We start from the raw sequence: 12730 nt of genomic DNA on the forward strand, positions 1-12730 counted from the left end.
CCGTCATCCTTGCCCTGGCAGTGTTGATGCCGTTGCAGCCGCTGATGGCCGACGGGCTGACGCGGGAGCAAAAACGCGCCATCGCCGCCCAGAAAGGCGGGCCGATAGACGACGATTACGATCCGGCCGAGACCGCCCGCATGTTTCAGGTCGCGCCCGCTCCCAGCAATCTGCCGCCGGGACAGATCGCGGCGCGCATCAAGGACGTCGCGCAATTGCAGAGCGCCCGCGACAACCAGCTCGTCGGCTACGGCCTCGTCATCGGCCTTGCCGGCTCGGGCGACACGCTGCGCAACTCGCCCTTCACCGAGCAGTCGATCCGCGCCATGCTGGAAAATCTCGGCATCGCCACCGAAGGCGGCAGCGCACGCGCACGCAACGTCGCCGCCGTCATCGTCACCGCCAACATGCCGCCCTTCGTGCAGTCCGGCGCGCGCATCGATGTGACCGTCTCATCCATGGGCGACGCCACCTCGCTGGCCGGCGGCACGCTGATCATGACCCCGCTGAAAGCGGCGGATGGCGAGATCTATGCGGTCGGTCAGGGTCCGGTGATCGTCTCCGGTTTCAACGCGCAGGGGCAGGCCGAGCAGGTGACGCAGGGCGTTCCGACCGCCGGCCGCGTGCCAAACGGCGCCATCGTCGAGCGCTCGGTGGCAGCCGAATTCGGGGATCAGGCCATTCTTACCCTGCAATTGCGCAATCCCGATTTCTCGACCGCGGTGCGCATCGCCGACGCCATCAACGCCTATACGCGCCAGCGTTTCGGAGTTCGCGTCGCCGCCGAGCAGGATGCACGCACCGTCTCCATCCGCAAGCCGAAGAACATATCGGTCGCCCGCTTCTACGCGGAGATCGAAAATCTCGTCATTCAGTCCGACACCCCGGCACGCGTGGTGATAGACGAGCGCACCGGCACCATCGTCATCGGCAATCAGGTGCGCATCTCACGCGTCGCCATCAGCCACGGAACGCTGACCGTGCGCATCACCGAAGCGCCGCGCATCGTCCAGCCGGAACCCTTCTCCAAGGGTGTCACGGCAGTGGAACCGGACACCGCGATCGGCATCTTCACGCCCGATGCGCGGGTCGCCATGCTTGACGGGCCTGATCTGCAAACACTCGTTTCAGGGCTCAATCGCCTTGGTGTGAAGCCCGACGGCATCATCGCCATCCTGCAAGGCATAAAGACTGCCGGCGCCCTTCAGGCCGATCTCGTGGTGCAGTGACCATGTCCGTGATCAAACCCCGCCGTTCTCTCCTTCTCTATGCAGCGCTCGCCGCAACACTGATTGTTCCGGCGACAGCGGCGGAAATCCGTCAGGTGCTGCCGGGCGCGCCGGAGACGGTCGCACCTCAGGAACTGGAGCGTGAGGCTGCCCCATCACCCGCCGCCGCGACCGCACTGTCCCCCGCACCGACTCCTGCCCCTGACCTCGACCGGGACGCCAGCGAGGTGCAGCGCTTTTGCTCCAACATCGCCGATGCCGCGCGCGACCGCCGCTACGCGCTGCAGGCCGAAGAATTGAAGCAGTTGCAGGGCGAGGTCGACAAGCGCATCAGGGCGCTGGAAGAGAAGCGGGCCGAATATGAGACATGGCTCAAGCGCCGCGAGCTGTTTCTCGCCCGCGCTGAGGAAAGCGTCGTCTCCATCTATGCCGGCATGAAGCCCGATGCCGCCGCCGAGCGTCTCGCCATGGTCGAGACGGATCTGGCCGCAGCGATCCTGATGAAGCTGGATGCCCGCAAGGCCAGCGTCATCCTCAACGAAATGAACCAGAAGGCCGCGGCCATTCTCACCAGCGTCATGGCCAGCGCAGCACGCAGGACGGACCCCTCATGATGCGAAGGCTCGCACTCATCCTCGCTTGTTCGGCGCTGGCCGGCTGCGCCACGGACCTGCGCGAGGTCAACAAGGAACCGGCGCTGTCGCCGGTCGGTTCCGGCATCGAGGGCGGCAGCGTCTCGGTCTACCAGTATCCGGAAACGCCGGCCAAGCCGGTCAAGCGCTTCTCCTTGTGGGACGATCGCCAGAGCCGCCTGTTCACCGATCCGCGCGCGCTGCGCGCCGGCGACATTCTCACCGTCAACATCAAGATCAACGACCGCGCCCGCTTCAAGAACCAGAACGACCGCAGCCGCACCGCCAGCCGGACACTGGGTTTCGAGGCCGATGTCGGCTGGGACGGATCCTCGACCGGCGGTTCCGGCGATGGCAGCCTGAAATCGAAGACCGTCACCAATGCGGACGGCGCGACCGAACGGTCGGAGACCATTACGCTCAACGTCGCCGCCGTGGTGACGGAAGTGCTGCCCAACGGCAATCTGATGATCAAGGGATCGCAGGAAGTGCGCGTCAACGCCGAGCTGCGCGTCCTGCATATCGCCGGCATTGTGCGCCCATCCGACATCGGCGCGAAGAACACCATTTCCTACGAGCGCATTGCCGAAGCCCGCATCTCCTACGGCGGACGCGGGCGCATCTCCGAGATCCAGCAGCCGGCCTATGGCCAGCAGATCCTGGATCAGGTCCTGCCGTTCTAGGGAAAACACCATGGCGATGGCAGATACCGCACCCGCACCGACGCAGAAGGGTCCGTCGATCATCCTCCAGATCGCGATGCTGGCCGGTCTCACAGTCGCGGCGCTCGGCATCGGCTGGGGTGCGGGCGTCTATCTGAAGAGCCAGCAGCCACAGGCGCCGCAACCACCCGCCGCGCAGACGGCATCCCAGCCGGCTATCGCCACGTCCGGCCTGAAGCTGATCACGCAGGACCTGCCGCCGATCACCACCAACATGGCCGCCCCCATGGACATATGGGTGCGCATGGACGTTTCACTGCTGATCGAAAAGGAATTGCCGACAGAGACGGCCGCGATAGTCCATCAGGATCTTCTGGCCTTCATGCGCACCCTGAAGATGCATCAGGCGGAAGGCCCGAGCGGACTCCAGCACCTCAAGGCGGACCTGCGTGAGAGAGCCATGCTGCGCACCGACGGCAGGGTCCGCGACGTGCTGATCAGGACGCTCGTGTTCGAATGAAAACGCCTGTTCGAGTGAAACCTTCGGCACTTGCCGGCACAGTTCTTGTGGCCGTCGCAGGCCTGTTTGTCATGACCGGCAGCGCGCTGGCGCAGCAGATCGATCTCGGCGGCATCGGCCAGATGAGCGGCTCCACGGTCGGCACCATCATCCAGATGTTCGGCCTGATTACCGTGCTGTCGGTGGCGCCCGGCCTGCTCATCATGGTGACGAGCTTCACCCGCTTCATCATCGCTTTCTCGATCCTGCGCGCAGGCATCGGCCTGCAATCCACCCCCGCCAACCTGATCCTGATCTCGCTGTCGCTGTTCATGACCTTCTATGTCATGGCGCCCACCTTCGACCGCGCCTGGAACGAAGGTGTCCAGCCACTGATGGACAACCGGATCGAACAGGCCGAGGCGATGGGCAAGATCGCCGATCCGTTCCGAACCTTCATGCTGGAGAATGTGCGCGACAAGGATTTCGACCTGTTCGCCGACCTTGCCCGCGAGCGCGGACAGACCGTTTCGCGCGAAGAGGTCGATCTGCGCATTCTGGTGCCGGCCTTTATGATTTCCGAGATCAGGCGCGGCTTCGAGATCGGTTTCCTGATCGTGTTGCCCTTCCTCGTCATCGACCTGATCGTGGCCACCATCACTATGGCCATGGGCATGATGATGCTGCCGCCCACGGTGGTTTCCCTGCCGTTCAAGCTTCTGTTCTTCGTGCTGATCGATGGCTGGAACCTGCTTGTCGGCTCGCTGGTGCGATCGTTCAGCTGAACCGAAAAAAGCAGCACTTACCATCTGTTAACCATGTTGCTTATGCTTTTCGAAGCAACTTTCCGCCATAGTTCCGGAAATGGCGGGTGATCGCGCTTAGCAGATCATTGGCATGATGCCGTACCGTCATACCGGTCGACCCGGTATGTCAGATTTCCAGTAAAATCAGGGTATGTGTATCCATGGCCAGCATCATGACCAATTCCTCGGCTTTGACCGCGCTTCAGAGCCTGAACGCCACCAACAAGGCGCTCGAGACCACGCAGAGCCGCATTTCCACCGGCTACCGCGTCGCCACCGCTTCCGACAACGCCGCCTACTGGTCGATCGCCACCACCATGCGTTCGGACAACAAGGCCAATTCGGTCGTTCAGGACTCGCTCGGCCTCGGCGCCGGCAAGATCGACACCGCCTACACGGCCATGAACAAGGCCATCGAGGTGGTCGACAAGATCAAGGAAAAGGTCCTGCTGGCCAAGACAGCCGGCACGGAAGACCGCGCCAAGATCCAGGCCGAGATCGCCACCTACCAGGCACAGCTCAAGGACAATATCGGCGGCGCCAACTACGCCGGCTCCAACCTGCTGAAGACCGATTCCGCCGGCACTGCCACCCAGCTGAACGTCATCACCTCCTACAATCGCGATGACACCGGCGCCGTCACCACCGGCACGATCGACGTCGACTTCAGCAAAACCCGCCTGATCGACAGCAACCCGACCGCTGCCGATGCCCGCACCGGCACGCTCGACAAGGATGGAACGGCCTCGACCAAGAGCATCCTCAACCTGAGCGTTTCCGATCTGACCGGTGTCACAGGCTACACGGCCGGCGACGTCTCGACCGAGTCGGCAGCCTTCGACAACATGCTGACCGACATCGAAAAAGCTCTCAGCTCCATGTCGACCGGTGCTGCCGAACTCGGCGCCGCCAAGGCCCGCATCGACCTGCAGTCCTCCTTCGTGTCGAGCCTTTCCGACTCGATCGACAAGGGCGTTGGCCAGCTCGTCGATGCCGACATGAACAAGGAATCGACCCGTCTGCAGGCCCTTCAGGTCCAGCAGCAGCTCGGTATCCAGTCGCTGTCGATCGCCAACGGCAACTCGCAGCAGATCCTGTCGCTGTTCCGCTAAAAGCAGTCCGGCCACGGCCGGAACTCTGAAAACTGAAGGGCCGCGCTTCTTCGCAAGCGCGGCCTTTCTTTTTCTGCCACCCCACGCCGCCCGCTTTAATCGTCTGTTAACCACGAATTCGTAATTATGGTTAACCGAAAGTTTCGCCACGTGGCGAACGGAACGCCTGTTGACCGAGGGGTAGCACCAGTGTCGAGCATCATGACGAATGCATCCGCAATGACGGCTTTGCAAAGCCTGAGCGCGACGAACAAGGCTCTCGAGCAGACACAAGCCCGTATATCGACGGGCTATCGCGTCGCCGACGCCAGCGACAACGCCGCCTACTGGTCGATCGCCACCACCATGCGCTCCGACAATCAGGCCAATTCCGTGGTTCAGGATGCACTGGGCCTCGGAGCCGGCAAGGTCGACACCGCCTATACAGCAATGAATTCCGCCCATACGGTTGTCGACAAGATCAAGCAGAAGGTGCTGCTCGCGAAGGCTTCGGGCGTCGAGGAGCGCGCCAAGATCCAGGCCGAGATCGACACCTACGTCGCCCAGCTGCGTGACAGCATCGGCGGCGCTTCCTATGCCGGCTCCAATCTTCTCCAGACGACCGGCGCCACCGGCAAGGTTTCGATCATCTCGGCCTATAACCGTGATTCCGGCGGTGCGGTCTCCACCACCACCATCGACATCGAATTCACCAATATCAGGCTGATCGATTCCGGCGTGACGCCACCCGCCGCGGGAACAGGCATCCTCGACACCACGGGCACCGCCTCCGGTGTGTCGATCCTCAACATCGACCTGAACAACCTTGCCGGCGTGACCGGTGCCGACGAATCCACCAAGTTCGACAATCTGCTCACCGACATCGAATCGGCTTTGGGCAAGATGACCAATGCGGCGGCAGAGCTTGGCGCTGCCAAAGCCCGCATCGACATGCAGAAGGATTTCGTGTCCAAGCTGATGGATTCCATCGAAAAGGGCGTCGGCCAGCTTGTCGATGCCGACATGAACAAGGAATCGACCCGCCTTCAGGCGCTTCAGGTTCAGCAGCAGCTCGGCATCCAGTCGCTCTCGATCGCCAACACCAATTCGCAGAACATCCTCGCCCTGTTCAAGGGCTGACGGTAAGCGCCCCCACTCCGGCATGAACGGGCCGCTGCACAGGCGGCCCGATTTCATTTTCGCACAAGCTTCGGCAGCTAGGCTCTGAACGGGCCAATATGCGGGAGCCGTGGGGCAGTGCCGGAACAGATCCAGACAATCATCGAAAACCTCAAGGGTTTTGGCACGAAGCGCCTGACGCTGATGGGCGCCATGGCGGCTGTGATCATGGCCACGATCGTGGTCGGCTCGATCTATCTGAACCGCCCCGCTTACGAAACGCTCTATGTCGGGCTGGAGCGGCAGGACGTGAGCCAGATCGGCATGGTTCTGGGCGAAGCCGGCATCGCCTTCGATGTGGGCTCCGATGGCACCAGCGTTCTGGTGGCATCCGGCAACACCGCCCGCGCCCGCATGCTGCTGGCCGAAAAGGGCCTGCCCAACAGCGCCAATGCCGGCTACGAGCTGTTCGACAATGTCGGGTCGCTCGGCCTCACCTCCTTCATGCAGCAGATCACCCGCGTTCGCGCACTGGAAGGTGAAATCGCCCGCTCCATCCAGTCGCTGGCCGGCATCAAGGCGGCGCGCGTTCATATCGTCATGTCGGAGCGCGCCAATTTCCGCCGCGAAGAGCAGCAGCCATCGGCCTCGGTAGTGATCCGCTACGCCGGAACCGACGGCAGCAAGACAGCGCGCTCGATCCGTCATCTGGTTGCGGCCGCCGTTCCCGGCCTGGGCGCGGAAAAGGTGACCGTGCTTGATTCTGCCGGCAACCTGTTGGCTGCCGGCGACGATCCTTCCAACACCAGCGCCGTCCGCTCGCTTGGCGTGGAGCAGACCGTAGAGGCGCAGATCGAAGACAACATCCGCCGCGCGCTGACCCCCTATCTCGGCACCGACAATTTCCGCGCCAGCGTGAAAGCCAACGTCAACACCGACACCCGACAGATCGAGGAAACCATCTTCGATCCGGCCTCGCGCGTGGAGCGTTCGGTTCAGAGCGTGCGCAATAACGAAGCGAGCAGCCAGCGCCAGACCGCTTCGCCCACCAGCGTCGAGCAGAACCTGCCCGAAACGCAGGCGGTCAGCTCCGACGGGCCGCAGTCCAGCTCGCAGAACGACCGGCGCGAGGAAATCACCAATTACGAGATCAATTCGCGCCGCGTCGCCACCATCTCGAACGGCTATACGGTCGACCGCATGTCGGTCGCTGTGGTCGTCAACCAGCACCGGCTGCTGTCGATTCTCGGAGAAAATGCAACGCCGCAGCAGTTTGATGAGCGCGTGGCGGAAATCCGCAAGGTCGTCGCATCGGCCACCGGCTTTGATGAAAAGCGCGGCGACGTCATCGACGTGTCGGCGGTGGAGTTCATCGATGGTCTCGACGGCGAAGCGCTGCCTCAGCCCGGTGTCATGGACGCGATGGGCAAATATACCGGCACCCTCATCAATGCGACGGCGTTTGTGGCCGTTGCCTTCCTCGTCGCCTTCTTCGGCCTTCGGCCCATGGCGGCGGCCTTGACTGCGAAGCCTGTGACAGCCCTTGCAGCCCCAAGCTTCGAGGACGTGCAGCGCTCGCTGCCGACGCCCGACATGGCCGCCGGCGCAGAAGAGCCGCCCGCGCTCACCAATATGGGCGCAACCTCCCCTGCCCCGATCGACGACATCAGCCGCCGGCTTCGCCCCGCCCCGCAGGAGCGCCTTGCCCGTATGGTCGACCTCAATGAAGAACGCACCGCCCAGATTCTGCGCAAATGGGCTGCCGCTGAAGCAGCTTCCACCGTTTCAGAGGCTGCCGCCTGATGTCCGCAGCCGCTCTCTGGGATTTCCTGCCCGATTTCGGCCGGTCCAATGACAACGCCCGGCATGAACCTGTCCATGCCTCGGCCGAAGCGCGAGTGGCCGCGCCGGACGTCGATGCGCTGATCGCTCAGGCAGTTTTCCGGGCGGAAGCGGAGCTTGGAGAACGCATGGCGCAGGAACATGCGGCCCAGCTGGCAGTGGAACGCGAAAACGCAGCGCTTGAGGCGCAGGCCCTCCTGCAAAGCCTCGGCACGGACCTCGGCGAACTTGTCTCGGCGCGCATGGACCAGTTGCAGGATCAGCTTTGCGAGGCGATGGGCGCTGCTGCTGCCCGCACCATAGGCGGCGTGCTCACCGAAACGCTGCGCGAGCGCTCGCTGGCCGAGCTTGCCAGAACGGTCGCCGCCACGCTTGCCGACACAGAGGCCATACGCATAGAGGTGCGCGGCCCCGCCCATCTGTTTGAAACCTTCAGCAAGATGCTGGGAGAACGCGCCGGCAGGCTGGCCTTCACCGAAGCCCCCGGCTTCGACCTGACCGTTTCCATCGATGAAACCGTCATCGAAACCCGCATGAACGAATGGTCGGCGGCACTCTCCGGAATGCTGTCATGAGCAGCAACGAAACCACCGAACCACGGCAGGAAATCATCATCGTGCGCCGCAGGCACGATGAGGACGAAGCGCATCACGGCGGCGTCTGGAAAATCGCATTCGCCGATTTCATGACCGCGATGATGTGTTTCTTTCTGGTCATGTGGCTGATCAATGCCGCCAATGAACAGACGCGGGCAGCGGTGGCGAGCTACTTCAACCCGATCAAGCTGATCGACCGCAACGCCAACCGCAAGGGCCTTGAAGATCTCGGCACCGGTCCCGGTTCTTCGGGACGGGCGGAAAACGATCCTCTCGAAGCCCATGCGACGACAGGCGTCGAAGGTGTAGGCAATCCCGGTTCGTCTGCCGAACGCAACGAGATGGAAGGCCCGGGGTCGGCTCTGCTGTCACCGGACGAAGCCCTGTTTGCCAACCCGTATGCCGTGCTGGCCGAAATCGCGGCCGAAACCGGGCAGATGCAGAACGTCAGCGAAAAAGGCGATGGCGGCAGGCAGAATGCGGGACCAGCCTCCGGCGCTTCCGGCGGCGAGTTCTACCGCGATCCCTTCGCTCCCGATTTCTGGTCTCAGGAAATGACCGACCCGCTGGCCGAGGCAAGCGCGGAGGCCCCGAAAGCGGAGACGGCACAGCGGGAAGCCCCGACTGACGCTGCAGCCCCAAAAAGCAGTGACGAAGGTCCCGCAGAAACAGCCTCAAAGCAAGCTCTGCAGGAAACGGCAGCTCCGGCCATGGCCGCCGAGGCGGGAGCTGACCGCGCGCAGCAGGCTGAACAGGCGGCAGCCGAAATCCGCGGCAAGATCGAACAGGCTTTCGGCTCGGGCGACAAGATCGGCGACGGCATTTCCGTGGAAGCCACCGAGGGCGGCGTGGTGCTCACCATAACCGACCAGCTCGATTTCGGCATGTTCGAGATCGGCGCCGCAACGCCCCGGCGCGAACTGGTGATCGCCATGGACAAGATCGGCAAGATCCTCAGCGCACAGAAAGGCAAACTTTCGATACAGGGCCACACCGACGCCCGCCCGTTCCGCAGGGGCTCCTATGACAACTGGCGCCTCTCGACGGCACGCGCCCACGCCGCCTATTACATGCTGCTGCGAGGCGGCATCGACGAAAAGCGCATTAAGGAAGTCTCCGGCTTTGCCGACAGAATGCCGCGAAACGCCGCCGATCCTTTCGCAGCCGTCAACCGCCGCATCGCCATCCTTCTGGAGCCTGAGGGATGAGAAGGTTTCGCCTGTCCCTTTGGCTGATCTGCGCGGCGGGTATCGGTCTTGCCCTGCCTGCCCATGCAGCGCCTGCAAACGAAGGTCTGCAGCCCTTCCAGCTGGTGCGCTCATTGCAGCTGGTGCAGGACCGGATCGCCGGCGGCGACCATGCCGCACTGCCGATGCAGGCCAAGCTGCTCGAACTCACCGACGCGCGCCTGCGGCAGGCCGGCACCGATGCATATTCCGAACCACGCAATTTTCGCGCGCTTCTGGTCTACGGCATGAGCGGCGGCAACCCCGCCACCTTGCAGGAAGCCATTGCCCGCCTCACTCTCGACAAGGCTGATCGGGCGCTGGCGGATGCGGTAATGTCCTATCTGGAAGGCGACCCGGCCGCCGCCCTGAAAGCATTCGACAGCATCGAGATGAACGCGCTTTCCGATGACATCGTCACCTTCGTGTGCCTCGTCAAAGGATCGCTTCTGGCGCGGGAACAGCCGGAAACAGCGCTGGAACTGCTCGACCGGGCGCGGCTTCTGGCTCCCGGCACTTTGGTCGAGGAAGCCGCATTGCGCCGCTCCATCGCCATCGCGGTGAGCATGTCGGATGCGGAGCGTTTCACCCGCGCTTCAACCCAGTATGTGGCGCGTTTCCTGCATTCGCCCTATGCGAGCCAGTTTGCGGATTCCTTTGTGACCGGTGCGGTCGCTTTCGATGCCGTCATCGGCCGCGACAAGCTCGACGAAATCGTTTCGATGATGGATGCGGAGCGCAGGCATGTGATCTGGTTGCGGATCGCACGCGGAGCAGCGATCGAGGGGCTTGCCCAGCTGTCGGCCTTCTCCGCCGCAAAAGCGAAATCCGGCAAGGGCGAGGCAGGCAGCAACGATGCCCGCACGCAGCTCTATTCCGGATTGTCCAAAGTGGCGGACGAACCGGTAGAAGACCTGGCAAAGAAGCTGCGCGGCATCGATCGAAACCAGCTTTCCCCCGGCGATCGGATGCTGCTCGATGCCGTGCGTACCGTCACCAGCGAAGTGATCGCACCGCCGGCTGGTGTCTTTGCTTCGCCTCCTGCAAAGGCGGCAAAGCAAAATCCCGCAACACCCGCTCCTCATGCGATCACCGCACAGGATGAGGCTGAATTGCCGCTCGTTGAAGGCATCATGCCCGAACCGGCATCAGCCGGAAACACGCCTGCCCCTGCACCGTCTGAAGCGGCCTCCCCCGCCATCGCACTGGACGCGCAGCCGCCTGCGAAACCAGACCAGACGGATGAGGCAATCTCCAGAACGCGACGCGCCATTGGAAAGATCGACCAGTTGCTTGGAACAGCCCCGCTATGAATACCAGCATAGGTCAAACCACGGTTGCGCCATCCGCTCACCCCACCGCGGCACCCAAAAAGGGTGAAGCAAAAGAGACCGGCTCCTTTGACGGCCTGATCGACGCCGGCAATGGTTCGGCGCGGAACGACACCGGCTCTCCAGCAAAGGCCAGAGCTATTCCCGGTCCGGAAAAATCCGACGCCGCGGAGGATATCGCAGACACCTACAGCGAAGCCTCCATCGACACAGTTTCTCCCGCCGGACCGCAGGGCTATCCGGTCCATGTCGGAGCAATAGGCGACTGTCTGCCATTGCTGATCAGCCTGCGTGACGTCGAACGTGCGGCCGCGACCGGCGAGGAAAACCTCCCCGCAGACACAGTGCCGGAAGACGGGATCGGGATCACGCAAGCGCCTAAGCCCGACCAACCGGAACGCGCGGTTTCCGGCATCCGCACGGACACCAGACCTGAACGCGCCGCGCTGATCATGGATGGCGGCACGACCGATAGCGCCCCGACTTCTGCCGGAAAACCTGTACCGGAGCTGTCCGCATCGCTTCCCGATCAGCTGCCCGACGAAACTCTCCACGAAACACGTCCCGAGCGCGTGACGGTAACGTCCGTGCAGACCTTCGCCGCTCCTGCTTCCGTAAACGTAAACCCAACGGTTGCGGCTCTGGTCGAGGTGCTGGCGGGCGAAGAAAGTGTTCGGCAGACCCAATCCCTGCAATCGGCGGCGTCTTTTTCCGCTCCAAAACCCTCAGGCCCGGCCCAAAGCCTGCGGATCGAGCTGCATCCGGCTGAACTCGGCATGATCAGCGCCCGCCTGCATCTGTCGGGAAATCAACTCATGGTTGAAATCATTCCCGACACGCATGAGGGATGGCATCGGCTTTCGTCGGACAGTGAAACCATCACGCGCGCCATGCGCGATCTCGGCTTCGACATCGGAAAGGTGACGATCTTGCAGCCTTCCGCAACAGCGACACCTGCCGGTCGCCCTGCGGAAATGAACATGCCGGATCGGCAAACTTCTGATTTTCAGTCCGGACAATCGGGCCATGACAGCTCCCGGGGGGAACGACATGCATCCGGAAACAATGCAGACAGACATGAGAAAATCGGCACGCCAGCTGCGTCTTCTCGCGGCGGCAATGCTGGCGATCTCTATATATGATCTGTCGGCTGCGCCGGCAAAAGCAGCCACGAACTCCTGCGAGAAGGAGATATTGCGGGCCTCGCAACGCTACGATATTCCCGCCGGCATCCTCTATGCCGTCGGGCTGACGGAGACCGGAAGAAAGGGCAGCCTGCAACCCAACGCCCTGAATATAGAAGGGAAAGCGCTGTTTCCGAAAAATCGCACCGAAGCCGTTTCGGCCTTTCATGAAGCCAAACGCGAGGGGCGCAGGCTGATCGATCTGGGCTGCATGCAGATCAATCATCATTACCACGGAAACCAGTTCAGAAGCATCGAGGACATGCTCGATCCGCGCCGCAACGTGGATTACGCCGCCCGCTTTCTGCTCAGCCTCCATGCCCGCCACTCCACCTGGTCGATGGCGGTGGCGCGTTACCATGCCGGCCCCGATAACGACCCCGCGCAGAAGACCTATATTTGCCGTGTCATCACCAACATGGTGGCGGTCGGCTTCGGCAAGTGGACGGACAACGCACGCAGCTTCTGCCGCCAGTGAGTTGTAGCCGATCAGGGCATTCTGGTCGAAATTGC

The 12730-nt window shown here is 62.8% G+C and carries 13 protein-coding genes; all 13 read left to right on the forward strand.

Annotation, left to right across the window (positions count from 1 at the left end; genetic code table 11):
* Window positions 1–140 precede the first annotated feature (140 nt).
* The 13 genes from HNR59_RS14760 to HNR59_RS14820 all read left to right on the forward strand — a co-directional run bounded on the left by HNR59_RS14760 (window position 141) and on the right by HNR59_RS14820 (window position 12695).
* Window positions 141–1229, forward strand: a complete 1089-nt coding sequence (locus tag HNR59_RS14760) for a flagellar basal body P-ring protein FlgI (protein ID WP_246374750.1) — start codon at window positions 141–143, stop codon at window positions 1227–1229.
* Window positions 1230–1231: 2 nt separating this feature from the next.
* Window positions 1232–1843: a MotE family protein gene (locus HNR59_RS14765; RefSeq protein ID WP_183831786.1), complete on the forward strand. Its 612-nt coding sequence runs from the start codon at window positions 1232–1234 to the stop codon at window positions 1841–1843.
* Window positions 1840–2544 (forward strand): flagellar basal body L-ring protein FlgH, encoded by a 705-nt coding sequence (gene flgH, locus HNR59_RS14770; RefSeq protein ID WP_183831787.1) that lies wholly within the window; start codon window positions 1840–1842, stop codon window positions 2542–2544. The genes HNR59_RS14765 and flgH overlap by 4 nt, the downstream gene beginning before the upstream one ends.
* A 10-nt stretch (window positions 2545–2554) precedes the next feature.
* Window positions 2555–3043, forward strand: a complete 489-nt coding sequence (locus HNR59_RS14775; RefSeq protein ID WP_246374728.1) for a flagellar basal body-associated FliL family protein — start codon at window positions 2555–2557, stop codon at window positions 3041–3043.
* Between the two features lie 71 nt (window positions 3044–3114).
* Window positions 3115–3807, forward strand: coding sequence for a flagellar type III secretion system pore protein FliP (gene fliP / locus HNR59_RS14780; RefSeq protein ID WP_183831974.1), 693 nt, complete (start codon window positions 3115–3117; stop codon window positions 3805–3807).
* Window positions 3808–3989: 182 nt separating this feature from the next.
* Entirely contained in the window at window positions 3990–4940 is a 951-nt protein-coding gene (locus HNR59_RS14785; RefSeq protein ID WP_183831788.1) for a flagellin N-terminal helical domain-containing protein, read from the forward strand.
* A 189-nt stretch (window positions 4941–5129) separates the two neighbouring features.
* A complete protein-coding gene (locus HNR59_RS14790; protein ID WP_183831789.1) occupies window positions 5130–6059 on the forward strand; it encodes a flagellin N-terminal helical domain-containing protein in 930 nt (309 codons plus the stop codon).
* Between the two features lie 117 nt (window positions 6060–6176).
* Window positions 6177–7841, forward strand: a complete 1665-nt coding sequence (fliF, locus tag HNR59_RS14795) for a flagellar basal-body MS-ring/collar protein FliF (RefSeq protein ID WP_183831790.1) — start codon at window positions 6177–6179, stop codon at window positions 7839–7841.
* Window positions 7841–8455, forward strand: coding sequence for a hypothetical protein (locus tag HNR59_RS14800; protein WP_183831791.1), 615 nt, complete (start codon window positions 7841–7843; stop codon window positions 8453–8455). Before fliF ends, HNR59_RS14800 begins: the two co-directional genes overlap by 1 nt.
* Window positions 8452–9684, forward strand: a complete 1233-nt coding sequence (locus HNR59_RS14805) for a MotB family protein (RefSeq protein ID WP_183831792.1) — start codon at window positions 8452–8454, stop codon at window positions 9682–9684. Before HNR59_RS14800 ends, HNR59_RS14805 begins: the two co-directional genes overlap by 4 nt.
* Window positions 9681–11015 carry a chemotaxis protein MotC gene (locus tag HNR59_RS14810; protein ID WP_183831793.1) on the forward strand — a complete coding sequence of 445 codons (1335 nt, stop codon included), beginning with the start codon at window positions 9681–9683 and terminating at the stop codon, window positions 11013–11015. Before HNR59_RS14805 ends, HNR59_RS14810 begins: the two co-directional genes overlap by 4 nt.
* Before the next feature lie 293 nt (window positions 11016–11308).
* Window positions 11309–12175: a flagellar hook-length control protein FliK gene (locus HNR59_RS14815; RefSeq protein WP_183831794.1), complete on the forward strand. Its 867-nt coding sequence runs from the start codon at window positions 11309–11311 to the stop codon at window positions 12173–12175.
* A complete protein-coding gene (locus tag HNR59_RS14820) occupies window positions 12153–12695 on the forward strand; it encodes a transglycosylase SLT domain-containing protein (protein ID WP_246374754.1) in 543 nt (180 codons plus the stop codon). Before HNR59_RS14815 ends, HNR59_RS14820 begins: the two co-directional genes overlap by 23 nt.
* Window positions 12696–12730 lie beyond the last annotated feature (35 nt).

The sequence above is a fragment of the Aquamicrobium lusatiense genome (assembly GCF_014201615.1).
Classification (GTDB): domain Bacteria; phylum Pseudomonadota; class Alphaproteobacteria; order Rhizobiales; family Rhizobiaceae; genus Mesorhizobium; species Mesorhizobium lusatiense.

Coding starts and splice junctions, on each gene's coding strand:
- HNR59_RS14775 (WP_246374728.1), top strand. CDS start 2,555: ATGGCGATGGCAGATACCGCACCCGCACCGACGCAGAAGGGTCCGTCG.
- HNR59_RS14810 (WP_183831793.1), top strand. CDS start 9,681: ATGAGAAGGTTTCGCCTGTCCCTTTGGCTGATCTGCGCGGCGGGTATC.
- HNR59_RS14760 (WP_246374750.1), top strand. CDS start 141: ATGTTTCAGGTCGCGCCCGCTCCCAGCAATCTGCCGCCGGGACAGATC.
- HNR59_RS14800 (WP_183831791.1), top strand. CDS start 7,841: ATGTCCGCAGCCGCTCTCTGGGATTTCCTGCCCGATTTCGGCCGGTCC.
- HNR59_RS14765 (WP_183831786.1), top strand. CDS start 1,232: ATGTCCGTGATCAAACCCCGCCGTTCTCTCCTTCTCTATGCAGCGCTC.
- HNR59_RS14805 (WP_183831792.1), top strand. CDS start 8,452: ATGAGCAGCAACGAAACCACCGAACCACGGCAGGAAATCATCATCGTG.
- flgH (WP_183831787.1), top strand. CDS start 1,840: ATGATGCGAAGGCTCGCACTCATCCTCGCTTGTTCGGCGCTGGCCGGC.
- HNR59_RS14820 (WP_246374754.1), top strand. CDS start 12,153: ATGCTGGCGATCTCTATATATGATCTGTCGGCTGCGCCGGCAAAAGCA.
- HNR59_RS14785 (WP_183831788.1), top strand. CDS start 3,990: ATGGCCAGCATCATGACCAATTCCTCGGCTTTGACCGCGCTTCAGAGC.
- fliP (WP_183831974.1), top strand. CDS start 3,115: ATGACCGGCAGCGCGCTGGCGCAGCAGATCGATCTCGGCGGCATCGGC.